At 46.9% G+C, this 22,493-nt stretch carries 11 protein-coding genes, 1 tRNA gene and 1 pseudogene; 4 read left to right on the forward strand and 9 right to left on the reverse strand.

The genetic code is table 11. From position 1 onward, the window contains the following. The first annotated feature begins 304 nt into the window (after window positions 1–304). Window positions 305–2,173 (forward strand): DUF349 domain-containing protein, encoded by a 1,869-nt coding sequence (locus E0E16_RS11425; protein ID WP_130830386.1) that lies wholly within the window; start codon window positions 305–307, stop codon window positions 2,171–2,173. A 192-nt stretch (window positions 2,174–2,365) separates the two neighbouring features. On the opposite strand, the gene E0E16_RS11430 is transcribed toward E0E16_RS11425, so the two are convergent. Then, window positions 2,366–2,439 (reverse strand) — tRNA-Gln (locus E0E16_RS11430). Between the two features lie 473 nt (window positions 2,440–2,912). On the opposite strand from E0E16_RS11430, the gene rsfS reads away from it, so the two are divergent. Genes rsfS through E0E16_RS11445 form a run of 3 tightly spaced genes read left to right on the forward strand, consistent with a single transcriptional unit; the run spans window position 2,913 to window position 6,277 of the window. Continuing rightward, a complete protein-coding gene (gene rsfS / locus E0E16_RS11435) occupies window positions 2,913–3,272 on the forward strand; it encodes a ribosome silencing factor (protein WP_130830387.1) in 360 nt (119 codons plus the stop codon). A 49-nt stretch (window positions 3,273–3,321) separates the two neighbouring features. Then, window positions 3,322–5,421, forward strand: coding sequence for an ATP-dependent zinc metalloprotease FtsH (gene ftsH, locus E0E16_RS11440; protein ID WP_130830388.1), 2,100 nt, complete (start codon window positions 3,322–3,324; stop codon window positions 5,419–5,421). Beyond that, window positions 5,414–6,277 (forward strand): phosphatidate cytidylyltransferase, encoded by an 864-nt coding sequence (locus E0E16_RS11445; protein ID WP_130830389.1) that lies wholly within the window; start codon window positions 5,414–5,416, stop codon window positions 6,275–6,277. The genes ftsH and E0E16_RS11445 overlap by 8 nt, the downstream gene beginning before the upstream one ends. A 175-nt stretch (window positions 6,278–6,452) precedes the next feature. Here E0E16_RS11445 and E0E16_RS11450 read toward each other — a convergent pair whose 3' ends face one another. The 8 genes and pseudogenes from E0E16_RS11450 to E0E16_RS11485 form a co-directional block, all read right to left on the reverse strand. Beyond that, window positions 6,453–8,438 (reverse strand): glucosamine-6-phosphate deaminase, encoded by a 1,986-nt coding sequence (locus E0E16_RS11450; protein WP_130830390.1) that lies wholly within the window; start codon window positions 8,436–8,438, stop codon window positions 6,453–6,455. A 70-nt stretch (window positions 8,439–8,508) separates the two neighbouring features. Then, window positions 8,509–9,675: a mechanosensitive ion channel family protein gene (locus tag E0E16_RS11455; protein WP_130830391.1), complete on the reverse strand. Its 1,167-nt coding sequence runs from the start codon at window positions 9,673–9,675 to the stop codon at window positions 8,509–8,511. A 6-nt stretch (window positions 9,676–9,681) separates the two neighbouring features. Beyond that, a complete protein-coding gene (dacB, locus tag E0E16_RS11460; RefSeq protein WP_130830392.1) occupies window positions 9,682–10,998 on the reverse strand; it encodes a D-alanyl-D-alanine carboxypeptidase/D-alanyl-D-alanine endopeptidase in 1,317 nt (438 codons plus the stop codon). Next, window positions 10,995–11,384, reverse strand: a complete 390-nt coding sequence (locus E0E16_RS11465; RefSeq protein WP_130830393.1) for a PH domain-containing protein — start codon at window positions 11,382–11,384, stop codon at window positions 10,995–10,997. Before E0E16_RS11465 ends, dacB begins: the two co-directional genes overlap by 4 nt. 336 nt (window positions 11,385–11,720) lie before the next feature. Further along, window positions 11,721–19,121 (reverse strand): annotated as a pseudogene (gene sov, locus E0E16_RS11470) (T9SS outer membrane translocon Sov/SprA); the annotation flags it as partial. A gap of 204 nt (window positions 19,122–19,325) precedes the next feature. Beyond that, a complete protein-coding gene (ruvA, locus tag E0E16_RS11475; protein WP_130830395.1) occupies window positions 19,326–19,943 on the reverse strand; it encodes a Holliday junction branch migration protein RuvA in 618 nt (205 codons plus the stop codon). A 506-nt stretch (window positions 19,944–20,449) separates the two neighbouring features. Further along, complete coding sequence (locus E0E16_RS11480) at window positions 20,450–20,656, reverse strand: hypothetical protein (RefSeq protein WP_130830396.1); 207 nt, start codon at window positions 20,654–20,656, stop codon at window positions 20,450–20,452. A gap of 56 nt (window positions 20,657–20,712) precedes the next feature. Next, complete coding sequence (locus E0E16_RS11485; protein ID WP_130830397.1) at window positions 20,713–22,449, reverse strand: Ig-like domain-containing protein; 1,737 nt, start codon at window positions 22,447–22,449, stop codon at window positions 20,713–20,715. Between the last annotated feature and the right edge of the window lie 44 nt (window positions 22,450–22,493).

The following is a 22,493-nucleotide window of genomic DNA, read 5'->3' on the forward strand; positions in this document are numbered from 1 at the left end:
GACAAGAGAATTATGTCGATACAAAAGAAATTGAACGAAAGACCGAGAGAAAAATTAAACTTTTCTACTCCAAAGTGTGAATTCTTCAAATACGTTTTATAATTTTGCACTTGCTGGTTGACTCTGCGCGGTCAGAAAAGAGAAAATAGATAGAAAAAATACGATTATAAATTAGGCAGATTAAAACTTTTTATCTAAGTTTGCACTTTATAACAATTGTTTCATGCGCATAACTCGCTACAAGAGTAGCGAACTATGAACACAAGTAAAGGATAAACCCAAATCATAAACTAAAAAAAGTGACATGATGGACTCTCAAGAGAATTCCCTAAACAAGGGAACAGAAGATGTAAAGCAGCAAGAGAATGTTGCAGAACAAGAGGTGAAAGATGATGTAGTGGAAGAAAACACGAAATCCAATGCTGCGGAAAATGCGGACACGACAAGTCCCGAGCAGAAGAAAACTAAAAACTACACCTCAAAAAAAGAAATCGCAGAACGCATCAAGGAAATCTCAATCGCCGATGAAACCCCCGACAGAACGGAAGTGGAACACTTGAAGACCGCGTTCTACAAAATGCATCTCGCGGAAAGAGAAGCCAAACAAAAAACTTATATTGAGGAGGGTGGCGACCCTGAGAAGTATCAGATATTTCCGGACGAAGACGAAGAGAACTTCAAGGCTGCCATGTCTGTTATCAAAGAGAAACGACAAAAAGCTTTCTTGGAACAAGAAACATTAAAACAGGAAAACCTTCAACGCAAAGAGGCTATCCTTGAAAAATTGAAATCCATGGCAACTACGCCGGAAGAAGCCAACAAGAACTTCCAAGAGGTAAAAGCCTTGCAGCAAGAATGGAAAGCCGTAAAGCCTGTTCCACCTGAAAAAAACAACGAGTTGTGGCGCAACTATCAGCTCTACATCGAACAGTTCTACGACCTGCTCAACCTTAATCGGGAAGCCAGAGAATACGACTTCAAAAAGAACTTGGAGAAAAAGACCCAACTCTGTGAGGCTGCCGAGCGTTTAGGTAGTGAAGAGGACGTGGTCAGCGCGTTTCATCAGCTGCAAGAACTTCATCAGGAATTCAGAGAAACCGGACCGGTGGACAAAGACTTGCGCGAAGCAATCTGGACTCGCTTCAAGGCTGCAAGCACCATCATAAACAAACGCCACCAGCAACACTTTGAGAACCTTCGGGCGCGTGAGGAAGAAAATCTTACCAAGAAAACCTCGCTGTGCGAAAAACTGGAAGCCATCTTAGCACGCGAGAACAAAGGTTCTGCCGATTGGGAAAACGCGACCAAGGAGATTATCGAAATTCAAAAAGAATGGAAGACCATTGGATTCGCCCCTCAAAAGATGAATGTGAAAATCTATGAGCGATTCCGAAAGGCATGCGATGACTTTTTTGAAAGGAAAGGAGAGTTCTTCAAGAAGTTGAAACAGCAGTTTGCAGAAAATGCGGAGAAAAAGAAAGCGTTGGTGGAACAAGCAGAAGCACTCAAGGATTCCACGGATTGGAAGAAAACAACCGAAAAATTGATAGCACTGCAAAAGGAATGGAAAACCATCGGTATGGTACCGCGGAAATATGGCGATCAACTGTGGAACGACTTTTTGTCGGCTTGCAATCATTTCTTCGATGCTCGCAATGCGGCACATGCAGACGTTCGCAGCGAAGAACAAGAAAATCTTGCGAAGAAGAAACAAGTCATCGAACAACTTTCTCAGTTGTTGGAAACAGAGGCTGAGAACATACAGGAAAAAGTGCGTCGGTTATCAGACGAGTTTAATGAGATTGGGCACGTTCCATTCAAAGAGAAAGATAAGGTCTATAAGGCTTATCACGATATTCTCGACAAACTCTACAAGGAACTGAACATCACTGCTTCGCAACGCAGAATTAACAATTTCAAAAACAACCTCAAGAAAGTTGCCGACCGTGGGGCAAACGCGCTGGATAACGAACGTGGAAGACTGCTGCGCCGATACGAACAATTGAAGCAGGAGATCAATACCTACGAAAATAACCTCGGTTTCCTCAATATCAGTAGTAAGAAAGGCAACAGCTTGATTGATGACATGAAACGACGCATTCAAAAGTTGAAAGACGATATGGAGGAGACTAAGCAGAAAATAAAAGCCATTGATGCCGAAAATAAAGAATAGTGCCAGCTCGTAAGGGCTCATAACTAAATGCGAACTTTTAAAAACCGCTATCAACAAGAAGACGTTGATAGCGTTTTTTTGAAAGATGGCAGTATGTTGGCTTCGGATATACCGAACAGCTTTGCACAGTCAATCCCCTGCGTGGCAATAATAAAAAAGCCTGCTCGGACAAGCAGGCTTTTTTATTATTGATGGTTGGGATACCCGGATTCGAACCAGGAATGACAGGACCAGAATCTGTAGTGTTACCATTACACCATATCCCAATAGAACATAATTCTATGTTATCGTGATGCAAAGATACTGCGTTTTTTATGAACTTCCAAATAAATCTACTCGTTTTTTCAAAAAAAGTTTATTCCACCATGACACCTTGCTTGAGTGTTAGTTTGTCAGCACGGAAAATAGACATTCCGCACATCAAAGATACGAGCTTCACTTCAAATAAGGAAAACGTTTGTCCATAACAAATAATACGTTTTGTATAACATTGAAAATAACCCCGTTATAAATCTGATTTTAAAAGTTTAGTTTTTAAAATGTAATATCTAAGCTCCTGCTATTCAGTGCATGTTTTTGACGTTCATTGTCCCTCGTTTCCATCTCTTTTTTACGAACACTTTCTGTTTATTTGGAAAAGATAGCGAAATCGGTGATATAATTTGCAAAATAAAACAAATTTATTTTGCCTTTCAAGCGAATTGCACTATCTTTGTGGCACATAATTTAAGAACTATTAATGAACGAAACACAGAGATTATTAGATTCCATAACAAAAGGCATTCAAGACAAAAAGGGACATGGCATAGTAATTGCAGATTTGTCGAAGATCGATGGCACCATTTGCCATTATTTCGTCATTTGTCACGGTAACTCCCCCCAACAGGTAGAAGCTATCGCAGAATCGGTAGGCGACTATGTTCGCGAGCGGAATGGAGAAAAACCCGTGAATTGCGTAGGGTTGGGCAACAACAAATGGGTTGCCATGGATTTTGTCGATGTTTTGGTTCATGTTTTTGTTCCGGAAACCCGGACTTATTATGACCTTGAGCATCTTTGGGAAGACGCTACACTCACCTCAATAGCTGATTTAGACTGAGGATGGATGTCGGAACGGTCGGATTTTAATAATCAATAAATTTATGTAAATGGACAATCAGAATTTGGACAACAAACCCAACATGCCGAAAATGCCAAAGTTCAACATGAACTGGCTCTATGTGCTTGCCATTATTTTCGCGTTGATATTCTTCACAACGGGCGGTCCGGAAAACATGTTCGAAGGTGGGGATAGCATCAGAAAAGATTATACTACTTTTCAGACATATATTAATAAAGGTTATGCCACTCGAGTTGTAATCAATAAGAACGAGAGCTCACTAAAAATGTATGTCAGTCCCGATCATATCCGGGAAATTTTCAAGCGGGGCACGGCACAGGTTGGCAACAATCCATACATCACTGTTGAAATAGGCTCCATCGATAATCTTGAGACATTCCTCAACGCCGCTGTGAAGAATCGAAAAATTCAAGGTTACAGCTATGAGAACAAAGACGAGAATGGATTTAAGGATATCCTAATCAGTCTTATTCCATGGATTTTCATCATTGGATTTTGGATTTTCATCATGCGCCGAATGAGCGGAGGAGCCGGTGGTGGTAACGGTGTGTTCAGCGTAGGCAAGTCGAAAGCCAGACTGTATGAAAAAGCCGGTGAATTGGGGATAACCTTTAAGGATGTGGCAGGTCAGGAAGGAGCCAAACAGGAAGTGCAAGAGATTGTGGAGTTTCTTAAAAACCCCAAGAAATACACCGAGTTGGGAGGTAAGATACCAAAGGGAGCACTCCTTGTTGGACCGCCGGGAACCGGTAAGACGCTCCTTGCCAAAGCCGTGGCAGGAGAAGCCGGCTCACCCTTCTTCTCCATGAGCGGATCTGACTTCGTGGAAATGTTCGTTGGAGTTGGTGCAAGCAGGGTAAGAGATGTGTTCCGTCAGGCAAAAGAGAAAGCTCCGTGCATTATTTTTATTGACGAGATAGATGCCGTAGGTCGCGCGAGGTCAAAAAATCCATCCATGGGTGGCAACGATGAGCGTGAGAATACGCTGAATGCGCTACTTACCGAGATGGACGGCTTTGGCACAAATAGTGGCGTGATTGTGTTGGCTGCCACCAACCGCGTTGATATGCTCGACAAGGCATTGCTCCGTGCCGGACGATTCGACAGGCAGATACACGTTGATTTGCCCGACCTTCCGGAGCGCAAGGCGATATTCCAAGTGCATTTGCGTCCTCTGAAACTCGATAAAAATTTGGATATAGACCTTTTGGCGCGTCAGACCCCTGGGTTTTCTGGTGCCGATATAGCCAACGTATGCAATGAGGCTGCGCTGATAGCGGCGAGACACAATAAGCGAGTCGTAGGCAAACAAGATTTCCTTGATGCCGTTGATCGCATCATTGGAGGGTTGGAGAAGAAAACGAAGATACTCACGGCGGAGGAGAAACGCACCATAGCCCTCCATGAAGCAGGGCATGCCACCGTCAGTTGGTTCTGTGAACATGCCAATCCGCTTGTGAAAGTAAGCATTGTTCCTCGTGGGCAGGCACTGGGTGCAGCATGGTATCTGCCCGAAGAACGCCCCATCACGACGAAGGAGCAAATGCTCGATGAGATGTGCTCGCTCCTTGGTGGACGAGCTGCGGAGGAATTGTTTACCGGGCACATCTCAACCGGTGCCATGAACGACCTCGAACGTGCCACGAAGAGCGCGTTTGGCATGATAGCCTATGCGGGGATGAGCGATAAACTGCCCAATATTTGTTATTACAACAATCAAGATCCGGGTTTCCAAAAGCCTTATTCGGAAACCACTGCTAAGGCGATAGACGAAGAAGTGTTAAAGATGATAAATGATGAGTATGCACGCGCCAAACACATTTTGTCCGAACATAAGGAAGGACACAACCGCTTGGCTCAAATCCTCATAGAGCGAGAGGTGATTATGGCTGAAGACGTGGAGGAAATATTCGGGAAACGTCCATGGGTAAGTCGCACTCAGGAATTGATGGACTTGGAGGAAAAGTCTGAACTTAGATTGGAGGATATGCCGGATGAGGTGAAACAAGCGCAAGCCGATCACGAGGCGGCTGTAAAGACAGGCGAGAATAATTCTCAAACAGAAAGCGAAAAGGCTGTCGATACCACTTCTGAGCAATCGCAAAATACCCGGAAAGAGAATGACTGACAAGCAAAAAAATCTGATAACACGCGCCGTTACCGGTGTGCTTTTCGTGACAATCATGGTGGCAGGCTTTCTTTCTCCCCATTATATGGTGTTGTTGTTTGCTACTATCACCGGGCTGACGTTGTGGGAGTTTACGACACTTGTTTCACAAATGGAGCATGTGAATATTAATCGGTTTATCTCTACTGTCGCGGGGGTTTACTTCTTCGTTGCTTTAGCCGGTCAGCGGTTAGGCTTTGTTGAGGGTTTCAGCGTGTTTGTACCCTATATTCTTACCATTATTTATCTTTTCCTGTCAGAGCTTTATCTAAAGAACGAGAATCCCATCTTGAATTGGGCTTACACGATGTTGGGACAAATGTATATTGTCCTTCCCATTTCGATGATTAACATTCTGGCATTTCAGCACGATCTCAATGGACAGACAACCATCGACCTGCTTTTGCCCTTGAGCGTGTTCATCTTTTTGTGGACCAACGACACAGGCGCATATTGTTCAGGATCGCTTTTCGGAAAGCACAAACTCTTTCCGCGCATCAGCCCTGCAAAGACTTGGGAGGGCAGTATTGGAGGTGGCATCCTCGTAATTGCGGTGGCGGTGTTGATAGGCTATTTCACCGGAAAAGATGGCAACGTCAATATGCTCACCATTCCACAGTGGATAGGGTTGGGTATCGTTGTTGCTGTATTCGGTACATGGGGCGATTTGGTAGAAAGTCTTTTCAAGCGCACACTGGGTGTAAAGGATAGCGGTAATATTTTGCCCGGTCATGGTGGTATGCTCGACCGATTCGATTCATCGCTGATGGCTCTTCCAGCAGCTGTGGTGTATCTTTATGCACTGACTATTTTCTGAAAAAGTTGTCTGTCTTCGCTCTAAAGGGTTTAGAAAAAATCATTTCTATGCCGCTTTAGAGCAAACACCGGTTCATCTCGTGTGACGTGGGAGAAATTAGGTGGGTATGCGGTATGCAATCTGTGCAGTCGGATAAATGAATAAATGCAGATAGTTTCGTTCTAATATACCGTGGCTAAGGCTTATATTCCACAAATGCCTCCATTGCCTCGTAACAAGCTAACCCCAATTTATCATAGATGGTTGCCGTTCCACGATTTCTGTCTTCCGCGCGTTGCCAAAAAAGTCGTTCATCGTTGCCCAAGAACGGTGCGTTTTCCATCTGACTTTGATGCTTCAGAATACTGTCTCGCTTTGCTCGCAGCTCTTCCGGGCTCATTGGGACGCACATTTCTATATTCTCTATCTCCCATTCTGCCCATGCACCCCGATACATCCAGATTCTGCAATCGGATATCCAGCTTGCGTTTGCTTTTTTTTCTTCTTCGATAGCTGTTAGTACAGCCTCAGTACATTTTTGATGCGTGCCGTGTGGGTCTGCCAAATCGCCCGCAACATAAATCTGATGAGGCTTGACTTTAACCATTAGGTTGCGCACAATCTTCACATCAGCTTCCGACATGGGAAACTTTTCTATCTTTCCACTCTCATAGAATGGCATGTCGAGAAAGTGGACATGAGTTGGAAGCAGGTGATTGAACGCACAGGCGGTGCGTGCCTCTCCACGGCGTATGAGTCCTTTGATGGCGAGAATATCTTTCGGGTCTGTATCCCCTTCTTTCTTGGCAAGCAGGAAATCTTTTATATCCTTGTATTTACCCCTTATTACTTCATTTTTATCAGTACCGAACAACTTATTAAATCCATTGACGAAGTGCATATAACGCATCACTTCCTCATCGTTTACGGCGATGTTCCCACTGGTTTGATAACCCACATGAACATCATGTCCCTGCTCTACGAGTTTGCGCAGTGTGCCTCCCATGGAAATAACGTCATCATCGGGATGGGGAGAAAATACCAGCACACGTTTCGGGAAAGGCTTTGAACGTTCCGGGCGATAGGCATCTTCGGTGTTGGGTTTACCACCGGGCCACCCGGTTATGGTATGTTGCAAATCGTTGAATATCTTTATGTTGGCATTATAGGCAGAACCATATAAAGCCAATAGCTCAGAAAGCCCATGCTCATTGTAATCCTTATTGGTAAGTTTTAATATCGGCTTGCCCGTTATGCCACACAACCAGACCAATGCCGCACGCGTCAGCTTGTCGTTCCAGTCGCAATCAGCCACCAACCATGGATGAACCACGCGGGTCAGTCTGCCTGCGGCTGCCATGTCGGTAATCACTTGTGCGTTTCCGTGGGATTGCAGAAAAGTGGCAGGAAATGTTTCTGTCATTTTTCCCTCCACCGTTTTTTGTATAATCTCTGCCTTTTCATCTCCCCATGCCGCGAGGAAGATTCTTTCAGCTCGCAAAATGGTCTGCACCCCGACCGTAATCGAGCAAGGAGGCACTCGATCCGGTGATCCGAAACTCAAGGTCATTTCCTGTCGGACTGTGTTGTCGATTAAGATAAGACGCGTTGTGGAGGTGATGCCCGACCCCGGTTCATTCGCGGCGATATTTCCCATCCTGCCAATCCCCAATAACGCAATGTCAATACGTTCGTAGCTACTAATCCGATGTTCGTAAAGACGACAATGTGCCTGAACCTTATCTTGTGGAGCATGTCCATCGGGCGACATGATATTTTGAGGTTTCACGTCGATATGGTTTAACAACCGCTCGCGTAACTGGCACATGGCAGAATTCTGTCCCTCATCCTTCAAAGGATAATATTCGTAAGCATTGAAGATGATTACGTTGGAGAAGCTCAATCCTTTCCGATGTTTGGCTACCAATGCGTTGAATATGGGCGTTAGAGAATTGCCCGTACCTAAGAGAAGCACACAAGGCTCACCTGCCTCTTGTCGTATTCTGATGGTGCGTTCAATGGTATCTGCCACCTTTTCTGCTCCCCCTTCCACTGTTGGGAATATTGATGTGGGAATATTCTCGAAGCGCGTAAGCTCCGATTGCTCAACTGCCGTCCGGGGATTGTAAAATTTCTCCGGTATTCTGTTGCAAACTATATTTTTTCTTGTCTCTGAAGCCATTGTCATTACCTCCTTTTCTGTTTTTTCAGCTAATCCCCAACTGCACCTCTCAAGCCATTTCGTTGCGCTTCTATTGTTCCGGAAACATCTGATACACATTCAATCCAAATTCCCGCGCATAGGCATAGATGTGTTCTAAAATATCGGAAACAGAGGCTTCGTAAGATACCCAATCCGTGGTGCCTATGAAAAAATACAGTTCGATGGGTGTTCCGCTTTGCGTTGCCTCAAGCTGACGAGCCATTAAAGTCATGTTTGAATTCACGTCAGTGCGTTTCCTCAAATAGGCTTCAAGGTAACTGCGAAACAGTCCGATGTTCACTGTGCTCTCTTTCAATTGTTCGGGGTTGGCAAGTTGCTTCTCCAACAAGTTCCGACGAAGCTCCTCATCGATGAGTTTCACACTTTTTACGTCAAAGAAAATCTTGCGTTTCACTTGTCGATTTCCATTGTCCTGCATTCCTTTCCAGTTCTGAAACGCTCCGTTTACCAATGTAATGGGAGGCACGGTGGTAATGGTGTTGTCGAATTGTTGCACCTTTACCGTCGTGAGTGTTATATCAATCACGTTGCCATCCACAGGAGTTCCGGGAACAGTTATCCAATCGCCCACACTCACCATCTCGTTGCTTGTCAGTCGAATGCCTGCCACCAATCCTTCAATGGTGTCCTTAAAGACCAACATCAAGATGGCAGATGTTGCTCCCAAGCCGGCGAAAAGCGACATCGGACTTTTGTTTATCAATACGGCTATCACGATAATGACGGCAATGAAGATGACAATGATGCGTAGCACACCGACAAACGACTTGATGTATTGTTTCTTAGAGCTTCCGTTATCTCCACCAAGGAGGCTGATCCGGTTTACGGTTTGTACAATGAGGCGTGTGGAATTGATGACAATATAGACGGCCGTAAGTCGCGTGAGCATTTCCCTGACAATGGGGAATTGGTAGAAAACCATAGGTAGCAGCTCCCACAGAACGACAGCGGGAACGATGCTGCATGCCGTTAGGAGCACTTTCTCATCGAAGAGGACATCGTCCCATTGCGAAGGCGTCTTTTTTGTTATCCGAAGAGCGAACGGCACCAAGAGCTTCCTGCACAACCAGCCGGAAAGCAAGGTGAGAAAAACGGCAATAACTACCAGCAGCAAATGTCTGACCACCGGTACGGAAGCTCCCTGTAAACCGAGAGCGTTTAGGACTGTCTCTACAAAAATTCTGATATCATCCATAATCACTTATTGAGTTAAAGCTATACATATTTTATTCTGCAACCGGCGTGCCGGACCGGAATACATCCCACCATTGAGAATGATGGCAAAGCACAGGCTGTGCCCATTGGAGGCTGTGAGATAGCCTGCCAGTGAGCTGACCCCCTTCAACGTACCGGTCTTGGCGCGCACATTCCCTGTCGCCGATGTGTGTCGCATGCGCTTACGCAGCGTGCCATCAACGCCGGCAACAGGCAGCGTCCCGATTAGCGTGTTGTAAATATCGCTGTTCTTATAGGCATGGCGCAACATTCGTACTACGAGTTCCGGACTGACATAATTATACAGGGAAAGCCCGGAACCATCAGCCACATGATAATGATAAGGATTTAATCCGAGTTTTCTTATCAGCTTGTTTGTCTCTTCGCGTGCCTGCCGGGCAGAGCTCCACGCACCTCCTCCGGCAGCAGCGATTTGATAGAATATGGCTTCGGCGTAGAGATTGTCGCTTTCTTTCATCATGCGGTGCATGACTTCTTCAATGGAATGGAAGCGTGTCGTGATGAGTTGCGCATCCTTGGGAAGCGTTCGCTCGTTCACACTTCCTTCGTGCCCGATACCCATTGCTCTAAGCCGATGTCTGAGTTGCGTGATGAAATTGTCGTGCCTGCCGGCAAGCAGTGGTGTCAGCAGTGGGTTCTTGTCGTCCCAACACCAGCCGCTTCCGTAATCTTTTTTATCCTTAAAGGAGAGGTCGGCATAGAAATTTCCTTTGATGGTGGTAATGCCCAAATCGCGCACCGACTCGGCAATTGCAGTTATGTCTCTACTATTTATCTTTGGATCCATTCCTCCCACGCAATAGATGTCTCCATTGAGCACATGGAGCGAATCGTCGATGGTTCCGGTATAATAAATTCGCGTGCTGAAGCTGTAATCTGCCCCCAATCTGCAAAGAGCAGTGATGGCGGTTATTAGTTTCATGGTGGATCCCGGTCGCAACTGCGCGCGTTGGCGATAGGCGTAAAGACAACTGTCTGCTGTCAGATCCCACACCTGCACTCCCACCTGCGTTGTTTCCATCAGGTCGCCTTGTAAGATGCCGTCCAAGCGAACTTTTATCTTCTCCTGCCATGAGAGTGCACTGTCGTTTTGAAAACTTGCTATCGAGTCGTCATCTTCTTCGGCTTCATCTTCGGCTTCATTGGTCGCGACGATTAAGGCTTTGGGTTCTTCGCCTTTCATCGAGCGAGCCACCTCGGCACTATCCAAACGCACTTGAGCTGTAACAGGCAACACTGCCGGCATGCTCATCAAGAATAGATATATGTATCTTAATTTCATATTCGTTTCTCTATTTCAGCGATAAACCCTTCTCGGTTGTACGGTTGCAGACTGATAATCTTCCCACTCTTCAGATGCAAGAGTACGTAACTCCCCAAGGAAAAGGCTAACGGCAGTTCTTCCAATCGTTCTATCCTATCTATCGGAATGGTCTTCTTACGGTGAAATCTGCCGTGGTCTATAATCAGTTTCCCATCGGTTGTAATGGTATAGGCAGTGCCTATCACTCTGAAGATGGACACAAACGTGGCTATACCAAAGCAGATGCCCATGCCCACAAGCAGAAAGCTCTCCCGATGGAGAAGGCAGTACAAGGAAGCACCGGCAAAAAGCACGATTGCCAACCATTCTTGCAACATTATGCGATGTTCAAAGGTTCTGTTCATATTCCGGAAACTAAGTTCATCTTGCAAAAGTACAAAAAAAATCAGACAGAAAAGTGCTCATTGGCAATTTATGGTCTCCGAATGTCCAATGCATTTTCTCTTCGTGTTTTGAAAGAGAGCTCCGGCTTCCGGGCAGCCGAAAAGCACTGAGAAACGGACTTAAAAAAACGAAGTCTGCAATCGTTTGAAATTCAACACCTTACAACTTCCATTTCAAAAGGTAAGCTTTTGGCAGTCAAAAGCTTACCTTTTGCAATGCAAAACCTTAGCTTTTGCGAGGCGAAAGCTCACTGTTTGGAAATTCATCGTTGAAATTGCCATGCTTCATGGCTTGTTTTATCGGGTCAGACTCATCTTCAGACTGAGTCCGAAATCGTGTGTGGTGGTGGGATAACTGCCTGATGAAAGTAGCGGCGTGTTGATTTGCAAATCGTAATACAGACTGGCTGTAATCAATCGGCTCAAGGTGTAATCGCCCGTGAAGGAGAATTTGAACGCGGTATTGCCACTCGAAGCCGACGAGGTTAAGGTAGCAATGTCGCGCGTGATGGCAGCTTGTCGCCGATAGCTCATGTTAAGACGAAGATTCAGGTCATGGTTTATTCCGCCACTGTTGCGAGCATTGTTGGAATTGTTCTGCCGCTGGTTGTTGTTCGCTCCCTTTTGTTTGAGGTTTTTCACCAAACGAGGGTTGCGTCCTCCGAAGAGATTGACGTTGTTTACACGGTAGCCCAATCCGAGCACCCAGTCCTTTGAGGTTGCCTCGGTTATCTGCACACTGGTCATGGAAAGGGATACGACACGCGTCTGCCTGTATTCCAATCGTGCCGTGAGGTTGTTTTGCATCGTTACATCAATGCCCAATAAAGGTGAAAACGCCTCATTGATGCTCACTTGAGAGATATTGTACATTGAGCTTGGCAAGGGCGCACCTGAACCTGCGTCAGCGATAAAGCCGAGTCCGTTCATGTATTCCTGCCACGTGCTGTAACTTTGGTACGACCCTATGGCAAAGATACTTTTGTAAGCATGATTGATATTAACACTCTTGAAGATGTCCTTGAAGACAGCCAAGCGCGACAAACCACTATAACGCAGAGTCCAGTTGGGCAGCAGACTCCGCAAGCCGGGAAACAGGTTCAGTCCGTTCCCCGACATGCTCGTGTAGGCATTCAGAAAAGCGGGAATCATGACATCGGCACTGTACTTATTCACGGCTCCCACAGCGGGGTTGAACGTTCCTCCTCCGAACGAAGCCGGATAATGTGCCCCTTGATAGCTTTCCTCCACGCGGTCGCGATAGACATCGAGCGACTTCGCGAATTTCTCGAACGCAGCACTGCGATACCCATTGTTAGCATCTCCCTGACGTTCGAATGCGGTTCCTAACGAGATGGTTGTCATTGTGAGCGTACCACTTTGTGTGGTGGGATTGCCTACGTACATGTACTGAATGCTCTTCGATACCGTTTCCGTGCGACTGGCGTTAAGGTCTATCTTTAAATCGCGTAGAGGTTCGAGCGTCATGCGCAGTTGCAGGTCTTCCGTTTTGTTGGTAGTGGCAGGGGTAGCCACGCTGTCTGCCATCAAGAGCCAATTGTTCTCTCGCGCCTTGTCGATATAACTATCGCCTACCAATCCGAACGCGAAGTCAAGTCCCGGCGATAATGCACCCTGTCCGCGCGTCTGACCAAACGCATCGCCAATGGTAGGCATGAATCCGGGCAACGACATGGAATATTGGTTGCGATAAGAGATGCTCGCCGTGCGTACCATCATCAAGGCTCGGGCAACACACTGAGCGGTTTTGTACCATCCTTGATTATCGAGAGGTGTTTTGGGAGTAACGGTAAGTTTCAGTCTGAGCGTGGAATCGGTCTTATTGTAGAGTTTCACACGGTTCTCATCCATCTTCTTCCACTTCAGTTTCATGGCGTGTCCGTCGGCATCCTTGAATGAAACCCTTATGCGCTTGGTTTTCTTCGCGTGCGAAACCACGATGGCACTATCGGCAGGCAAGGTAACTTCCTGCTCAAAGCTCTTGGCATTCTTCGGCAACGACTTCTTGTAGTTTTTGTTCTGCTTGTCGAGTTTCAAGTTTTTATCATCGACTACAGTTCGCTCGTTCAGCCTTCTCCTTTGGTCGATTTTCGATTTGGGCGACTTCCTGAACCGCTCGTTTGTCTTTTTCAGGAATGGGACGTGATTGTAGAGTCGCTCGAAATTCAAGGTTCCGTTGATATTGAGCATTCGGTTGGTGGTAATCGTATTTCCCAAAGACGTTCCATCCTCCAAATCAGTTCCGCGCACCCAAGTGTATGCTGCCGTGTAATTAGCGTCAGAGTTGATCCAGTCGAATATTGGGACGAGATTCAGCGGCAGCTGATAAGAAAGCGTGAAATTCTGCTGGTAATCGAGCGGCGTCCCAAAGTTTTTGATGCTCGTCCATACCGAATCCTTCCACGCTGCATAACTGTCGGCATAGAGGTCTTTATTAATAGGTGTGTATGGCTCTTCTATCTCTGCATGGGTCGCGCTCTGGAAGTTCACGTGGAGATTGCGAGTGAAATCCCATCGAATGGAAAAATCGCGGTTCCACAGGAACTGCTCGTTAAATGTGAGGGGCAACATGTTGTTCTCGGTTGCTTCCATGTCGCGCTCCTGCAACTCGTAATAACTTCTGGTTATCTCGGTGTTGAACGCTACATTTTGTGGCAACCAGTTCAGTTCAAACCGTTTGAACAAGTCGAAATATTTTGATTGGCTTTTAATGGCTTTCTTGAAAGGTGTCCACGGCTTATACACAGGTGTCCAACTGTAATTCATCGCTCCGCGCCAGTTGTCCTCATTCTCGTAAACGGTAGTCTCGCCGGAAGTGTGAGAATGGGAATGACTGTACGAAAAGGAGAAGTTGGCAGGATCGTAAGGCATCGGGTGTCGCTTGGTTTGTATGCCCACGCGGACATTCGATAAAGAGAAATTGGTGGTGGTGCGCTTCGTTACGGCAATCGATTCTATGGAGTCGCGCTCCTGTCGGGTTGCGGCACCATCGAGAGCATCGCTCAATTCCATATCTGTGTCGAGCGGATTGTATTTGGGACGGCTCTCATTCTTGGTTACGCTGTAATAAAGCGGTGCGGAAACCTTTGCCTTGTCGGGGAAGAACTTACCCAATTCCAGATTGGCGGTAACCGAAACGTCGGTATTGGTCTCTTGTTGTCGCTCGTTCACGCCTTGTTCCAATCCGCCAAAGCCTTCTGTACTGTGAGTGGCATTCACATCTATCGTACCAAAATCGGAAAGTTGAACGTTCATTTGACCTTTTGCCGCCCAACCACCTTCGTTGTTAAATTCGAGTAAACGCATCTCGTTGAGCCACACTTCCCCACTCTTTTCGACTCCCGACAAGTTGCGCACACCAATGATCATCGTCTTTATCTCGCCCAACGTCGGATTGCCCATCACGCTGACGCGATTGCCGGGACGGTTTTCATCGTAGATAGAGAATTCCCGGTTGTAGCTTGCCGTACCATTTCCGCGTCCTTCGTTGCGCAGACGTTTCACGGTGGTAAAGAGCGAGACGGGAATGTCGAGCATATTCTCTGCGGGCCATACCGCTTCGCACCCCTGCCTTGAATAAGTGTCATAGCGACCGGGAGGAGTCAGCTTCAATGGGATTTCATATTCGTAATAGTTGTTCTTATAATCCGACCCCAAACGTATGAAAACCGCCAATTGGTTGTCAGAAAGATTGGTCGTGTTTTGTTCTAACGCGTTGGCATGAACGAACATCTGTAAGCGTTTGTACTGCCGAATGTCAAGTGTGGTGTTCTTATAGACCGCTTTCGACTCCTTGTTGCCGAGCCGGTGCACCATCATCGCCAACGCCTGCTCATTGCTTTGCACGAGTTGAGGCTGTGTGGGGTCTTGCTCGCGATTGATTCCGGGTGGCAGGACGTAATTTACCGGTGTCTTGTCGTTATTCTCTTCTATGCTCACTGCGCTGACTTCCATGCTGCCCGATGTGGAAGCGGAGTTGGTGAGTGTCTGCAAATACTGTCGCCACTCTCCTCTGACAAGGTCAAAAGTGGCAAAGCGTAACACGATGGGTTTCTCAAAATCGGTAAGAAATAAGCGCATGAAGCGGATGCTGGTAAAATCGCCAATCGATCCCACGCGCTTTTGATACTCTCTCACCGGTATTCGGAATTGATACCATGTGGCATCTTCCGTCTTTCCGTTCCGTAATTTCACAGAAGCCGTCCGCTTATCGACGATATAGTTTCGTCCCACCTCCATATCTTCCGGTCGAATGCTTACCTTGTACTGATAATATTTCTCATATTCGTTCAGTGTGTAATCCTGATTAATGTCTTCCACGTCAGGCGTTGTCTTGTAGGAGGTGTCGTAACGCTCATTTCGGTTGTCGTTGTCGGGTGAGTTTCCCTGCGGATTGTTTATCCTTTTGTAACGCTGAAGGATGGAAGCCTGCATTCTATCCCAGTCCGACCCACGATAATAATGATAGTTATCGTTTGCCGAATCCGCCCAAATAGAGTCGAAAACCGCCTGATTTGTATTTGCCCGAGCATAGGTCAGGAAGTCTTGATACGACTCGAATCGTTGTTCTTCCTCATCGTTCAATCCGTTCAAGCCCACGTCCTGCAAGGCGCGACTGCCTGCTGTGGTGGCGAAAGCGTAGGTTACGGTAGCCTGTGTGGGAATTTTTCCCCACTGTGTGGTTGTCCAAGCCTTGCTTCCATCCACCGGCATACCGCTCTCGTAGAACTTCTTGCCATCGCGCAACACATCTTCCGACACCTCACCAAGGTTGATATAGAAGTCGCCACCATAGTTTTTGGCGTCCGCTTGTTTATTGGTATAGATGAAGGGGTCGAGCATCCAAAATTCAATGTATTCGATATTGGCAGCCTCGAAGTCGTTGTTATCAAGTTTTCGCATCATTCCGCCCCATTTTTGCTTGGGATTGGGTAATCGACCGTTCAAGTCCAGTGTGGGATTGAAGTTGTAAGGACCTCGCTCCGTCGGATAAAAAGCCAAATTAAGGATGGGTAATGTGGATGTGGAACCGTTGTAACTGCTTTGGTCGCGATTAGGGAACAGTTCGTGAACATAGACCTCCCTGACGTAATGATTGGAGAGTTGTTCCAAGTCGCTCTTGATATGTCCCGGTGTGAGCGAGCTGCTGCGTCGTGTAAAGAGCGGATCGATGTTGTACCATGCCAGCAAACTGCGGTTGTAACCACTGCGAAGCGTTGTCTTATCGGACGATTCCGAGAAGTCGGAGGGCACGCTTGAGATGCTCCAGTTGGTGGGTTGGCTCACGTCGATGGTATTCTTGGTATTCTCGAAGTCATCCAGGTAGGACGCGTTATCCTGCGTTCCCTTGCTTTGTCCGGCGATAAGCTGTGCGAACTCTGCCGAGAAAGAGATGTGTGAGGGCTGTGTAAGGTGCAGGAAGGGAATTTTGTCCAATATATTGGTGAGCCATTGGCTTTCCTTTTTCCAACTCATGTTCAGTCCCCAGATAGTGTTGTTCAGAGGTTCTGCCCCCATGTTCACCTTCGTTGTCAAGGCTTGTTCCGACAGGTGCATAAAAGTTCCGCCAATGATGAAGTTCTTTGAGAAATCATATTCCCAATTCAAACCAAACATGGTTTTGCGTTCCTGACCGTAATCGCTCTGACTTTCCAACGAGACGTTCACCGCCGTACCTGCGTCTATGATGCTTTGGTTGAGGATTGTAACTTCTCCGGCACTGTAATCCACACTGTAATCCGACCCCTCCGTGAGGGTTACGCCACCTGCCGTTACCGTAACGGAGCCTTGTGGCACATTATACGCCCCCAGCGAGATTACGTTGGCACTCGTTCCGCGAAACTGTCCAATCAGCAGAAACTTGTCTTTCTCGGCTATCTGTTTGGCAATGGTTTTTGTCGAGTCGTATAATTCAGTGAAAGCGTACTTCTTCGCGGTTGTTTCCGCCACACCGTTTGCTGTCAGGTACTTATATAAATAATTACCAAATGGTTCCACAGCGGGGAAAAACACGCGTCCGTTCGTTACCGTATAGCCTTCCACAAAATCGAAATAGCCATTGGGATGCGCGTTGTTGTTATTGTCCAAGCGGTCGGCTCCCAACACTTTTATCAGCGTGCGGTCTTTCACTTGTGGTTCGGGGATGTAAGAAAGGTAAACACCCGCTGTGTCGCTCTGAAACTTTACGTCCAGTCTGAACTTGTCGCGTTCAATGTTAGAAGCGAGATAATACACGTTTTTCATCATCAAGTCCCAGTTTGCCTGTCGCGGATTGTTACTCGTATTCTTCAGAGATTTTACGAACAGAGCTTCCGAGACGTTTGTTCGGTCGCTCGCAACCTCCCCCACCTGATAGGTTACGCCACCATAGGTGTATTCATACGCCACCGCCAGTACTTGGTCGGTTTGCAATCCGGATCGCAACGACACATATCCGAGTGCATTGTTCACTGTATATTCGGAGCTGTTCAGCAACCGCGCGTTGGACAACTTCTCATAATCGTTCCCCCCGACAAGCCCTATTCCTTCCAACACGGTGGCAGATTGGTCGATGTCGCGTGCCTCCGGATGGTTTTGCGCGATAGCGGCGTATTCCCCATTGGCGGCATTTGATGGAACAGCACCCGAGCCACTGCCCCAAAGGTCGGGACGACCCACGTTCAGATTTTCTCCCAAATCGCTCAATGCCACGATATTGCGCGTGTTGTTTGTGGTTCCGGTCTTATTCGTAACCCATATTTCCACACGGTTAATGGTGATGCCTGTCGTAAGGTTGGGTAGTGTCTTCATGGCGGCGTCGTACCTATTTCGGAACGAATGAGAGAGAAAGAAGTGGCGATTTTCTTCGTAATCGGCTGCCGAGAACTCAAAGGGCGTGAGCTGTTTGCCTCCTTTCGAGCTGACACTCTTGTTGGAAGACTTCTTTTGCGACAGTACGGTCTGCAATTTTAGCTTTCCAAACTGCAAATCCGTTCGAATACCGAAGAGCGAAGACGCTCCTTGTACCAGCGAGTTGTTCGATGGGAACGAGATGTTTCCGCCTTCAACGAGTTTGATAATTTCATCTTCCTTACCTTCATAGCGCAGCTTGAAGTTTTGCGAGTCGAAGTCGAACGTTGCATCGGTGTTGTAATTCAGGTTCATGTTCACCTTGTCGCCCACTTTCCCATTGACGTTCAGGTTTATTTTCTCATCGAAATTCATGGTGGTTGTCTTTCGATTTCTGATGGGTAGGGCGGGGTTATCAATGTTTTTCAGAGTGGCACCGAACTTCATTTCTGCCGTTCCTTGTGTCTTGATGCGTACACCTCCGGGACCAAAGATTTTCTCTGCCGGTCCGAGCGAGAAGTGCATATCGGTAAAATCGAACTTTTCCTTTCCTTTATTTTCCAGTATTTCTTTGTTCTTGGACCGATAATAATCCGCAAAACTTCGTTTTTCGCTCCATGCCATGTACTCCTCAGGAGTCATCATGACAGGGGCGGTGATGTAGGTGTTCCCAATCTTATTACCAATGACATATCTGTTGAGCGAATCGTTGTACTCCACCGTCTGTCGGATGTTCTCCGGACGCGCGAGGTCGTAGGAGCCTTGCTCAAGGTCGCCGTAGGTAATGGGTACGGTGCGTTGCACCTTCCAACGCGGATGCAAGAGTGAATCGGGTATTTCCTCATCCTCAATCTCCACTTGTCGTAAAGTTATCGTGTCCTTTCGTGTCGTGTCTGGCGGAGCAGTGGCGGCAACCCACTTTCGCGCGAATGGCAGCCCACCCGTGACGTTTCGTTCCCATGCCAGCAGACTGATGCCTGCCACAGGGATGAGAAGTAACAATATGTATAGCCTGAGTTTCATTTCGGCGGCATGGAAGCCGTACGCCTTTCCTTATTTTATTTGCTTCAATGCCAGTTTTACCACTTGCTCCACAGGCAAGTCGGGAGCTTCGCTTAATATTGCGGTAACAATCTTTGCCGAAGGAGCGGGCGAAAATCCCAACATTGTCAGCGCGCCCACCGCCTCGTCTTTCACGGCTGAGTTTACATTTGGTGCTCCGGGTTGTCTGCTCACGTGAAGTTCTTCGGCAATGCCACTCTGCACAATCTTATCTTTCAAATCGACGATAATTCTTTGTGCCGTCTTCAATCCGATGCCTTTCACAGTCTTGAGCATTTTATCGTCGCCGTTGGCGATAACGTTACATAGTTCGGAGGGCGTCAGGGAAGAGAGAATCATGCGTGCGGTGTTGGCTCCCACTCCCGAAACGGTGATAAGCAGTTGATAGAGTTGTCTCTCCTGCTTCATGGCAAAACCATAGAGGGTAAAGTTATCGTCCCGTCCTCCGGTCATGAGCGACTCATGCACATAGAGTTTCACTTCTTTCTTACCTTGAAGGGCACTATAGGTATTGAGCGAGATGTTCAGCGCATACCCCACACCATTGGCTTCAACCACTGCCAACGCGGGGGTCAGGTCGGCCAGTTCGCCCCTGATATATTCTATCATAACAATATTTTTTCTTTTCTCTTGTTACCGAAGCAACCGAAATATATTTTCCAAATAACGAAATTCGATGCATATTATTGTATCGGGAGGTGATTTTATCCTCCATCGGTCATTAAAAAAATCAATAAGAATTTCAAGCGACAGCCAAAAACTTAGCTTTCGCATCATAAACGCTTAGCTTTTGAATGCTAAACGCTTAGCTTTTGGAATGCACGTTTTAAGCGATTGATTATCAATGGCTTTCCACAGATTATTTTTTGTACGATTAATATATCCATAAGGTTCTGTGCTTATTCCCTCGGTGTGCAGGCATGATGGGTGTCCGGTGGAGAAACGTAGTGAACGGAATCGCCACGTGATTGTCTTTTGAGATATATCGGTAACCGTTGATAGCTGAAAAGAGGATGTGTCCATGTCCCGACACACCCTCCAATCAATATGAATAGATGATTGTCTGTCTCCGGTACTAATACCTTTCCAGACTACGTTCCCGAAGAAAGCTCAGTTTACTCCCATTGTAAGGTATAAGGATGATAGGCATCTTTATCGATGTCTGTTCCTTCCTCCATGAGATTATCCGGTAACTGAAGTTGTTTCGGACTCAACTGAGGGCCTCCACCCGGCTGGGGATGGAACTCTATGGAGCCCGCGAGAAGTGTGGCGGTTTCCAAAACAGCCATGCACTTTGTTTCTGGTTTTATGTATTTTTCCATGACGCTAAGTTTTTATTTTTCTAAATCTTGTGAAATGCTTGCGATGCGTACCGCGATTATTTCACGATGTATTTCTTTCCGTTCTGTATCACGATGCCTTTATAGCCTTTGTTCACACGCTGACCGGCAATATTGTACATCGGAGCATCCTCATTCAGAGTCTCGTTGGCAACGATGTCGTTAATTCCGGTTGCATCGCTGAGAAGGAAGCAGCTTTTCGCCTCTACCGTCTTCGGCAATTTCAAGTATGCCTTGTGAGCGGCGTTCTTGAATGCCTCGCCCGTTGCGTTGCCCCAATAGAAGCCGACGGAAGCGGGATCTGATTCGGCATTGACGTTCAGCTGATAGAAGTATGCCTCGGCATCTGCCGTGAGCTGCGTCTCGTTATCGGTTCCCATCAGGATATTCTCGTTATCGGCCAAGCCTTCTTCTTCCGCGATGGCGAATTCATAATCGGCTGTTGTTGCTCTGATGACCACTGCTGTACCTTTTGCGATTACATCGCCCTCGTTGTAGGTATGGCTGATTGCCAACTTGTCGCCATTGAGTTTATAGGTGGTGGCTGTAACATTGGCGGGAACCTTCAGCGCACAGCCACTATAATAAAGCGTGGCATAGCCTGTGGCACCGATGGTAGCGGTAACGGCTGTTGGAGCTGTGTAAGAGATGATTTTATTGCGTGCCCCCATCTCCGGCGTGGTACCGTATTTAATGAGTTTTCCATAAACAACAACCGTTGCTCCCTGCATGATTTTGCCTTGAGTCTCCTCAGTGAACTTCGCACCGTCAATATCGTATCCGCGGAATATCATGAATTCTCCATCCGTCTTACCGTCAGCAGATATATAATAGGTGGCATTGCCGTATTTTGTGCTTACTTCCTTAACTTGGGAAATAACACCTTTCACATAATATTCTTGGTTCAGCAACGTGCCGTCGTTAATTCCTGCCACGGCTTCTGCGGGAGAGTAAGGATTGTTGAGCGAGCCTTTGGCATTCGGGTCGGTAACGATGATTTTGTAGCTTGCCGTTGAACCGGAATAACTGTCATTGCCTTCGTATGTAGCCGTTATCTTGGCAGTACCCACTTTGCCTGCCGTCAAGACTTCGCCTGTGTTTCCATCAACGATGGCAACGTTTTCATTGTCGCTGGAATAAGTAATGACAGCCCCTTCTACTGACGGAGAAAGCGTTGCCAAATTTGTAAAAGTCTGCTCTCCATCGGCAACCGTAAACGCATAATCCTCAGGGTGAGCGAAAGTCAGTGTGGTAGCTGTTTTGGGCGTCCCGGAAGCATCTGATACCACGACATCGTCCAAGAAGAAGCGAGTTTTTGCCTTCGGCGATTCGAAAGTGATTTTAATGGGAGCTGTGGCATTGGTAATGTTTACGGTATATTCCGTAAACGCCTCATTTACCATTGTAACTTCAGCTTTATCAAGTGTGGCACCCGTGACTGATAATTTCAGTGTGGTAGCGTCACCTTTCCATGCTCCTGCCCTGAAAGTGAGCTTTCCGTTGCCGTTGAGCATTATCTCCGGCGTTACAGCTTTTCCGCCTGCTTTAGCTGTTCCAAACTTCACACACTTGTCGCCTTTGTAGCCTTTCGTAAAACTCCACCCATTGAATGAGCTGATTGGATTATTTGCTACCGAGCGGGACCATCCTCCATCGTTACCGCCCGTACCGGCGACTTCATCGAATGTTTCCTGAAAGACAACGGTTTGCCCGGAAACTGCGCTAAACACTGCCAACAGAAGCAGTGTAGCCATGAAACGTAATGATTTTACCATAACTTACACTTTTAATTAATACTTATAATTCAACTTAATATGAT

This window comes from Prevotella rectalis, assembly GCF_900607215.1.
Classification (GTDB): domain Bacteria; phylum Bacteroidota; class Bacteroidia; order Bacteroidales; family Bacteroidaceae; genus Prevotella; species Prevotella brunnea.

What these genes read in the sequence shown, in the direction of transcription:
- E0E16_RS11425 (WP_130830386.1), top strand. Translation starts at nt 305, where the DNA reads ATGATGGACTCTCAAGAGAATTCCCTAAACAAGGGAACAGAAGATGTA.
- rsfS (WP_130830387.1), top strand. Translation starts at nt 2,913, where the DNA reads ATGAACGAAACACAGAGATTATTAGATTCCATAACAAAAGGCATTCAA.
- ftsH (WP_130830388.1), top strand. Translation starts at nt 3,322, where the DNA reads ATGGACAATCAGAATTTGGACAACAAACCCAACATGCCGAAAATGCCA.
- E0E16_RS11445 (WP_130830389.1), top strand. Translation starts at nt 5,414, where the DNA reads ATGACTGACAAGCAAAAAAATCTGATAACACGCGCCGTTACCGGTGTG.
- E0E16_RS11450 (WP_130830390.1), bottom strand. Translation starts at nt 8,438, where the DNA reads ATGGCTTCAGAGACAAGAAAAAATATAGTTTGCAACAGAATACCGGAG.
- E0E16_RS11455 (WP_130830391.1), bottom strand. Translation starts at nt 9,675, where the DNA reads ATGGATGATATCAGAATTTTTGTAGAGACAGTCCTAAACGCTCTCGGT.
- dacB (WP_130830392.1), bottom strand. Translation starts at nt 10,998, where the DNA reads ATGAAATTAAGATACATATATCTATTCTTGATGAGCATGCCGGCAGTG.
- E0E16_RS11465 (WP_130830393.1), bottom strand. Translation starts at nt 11,384, where the DNA reads ATGAACAGAACCTTTGAACATCGCATAATGTTGCAAGAATGGTTGGCA.
- ruvA (WP_130830395.1), bottom strand. Translation starts at nt 19,943, where the DNA reads ATGATAGAATATATCAGGGGCGAACTGGCCGACCTGACCCCCGCGTTG.
- E0E16_RS11480 (WP_130830396.1), bottom strand. Translation starts at nt 20,656, where the DNA reads ATGGAAAAATACATAAAACCAGAAACAAAGTGCATGGCTGTTTTGGAA.
- E0E16_RS11485 (WP_130830397.1), bottom strand. Translation starts at nt 22,449, where the DNA reads ATGGTAAAATCATTACGTTTCATGGCTACACTGCTTCTGTTGGCAGTG.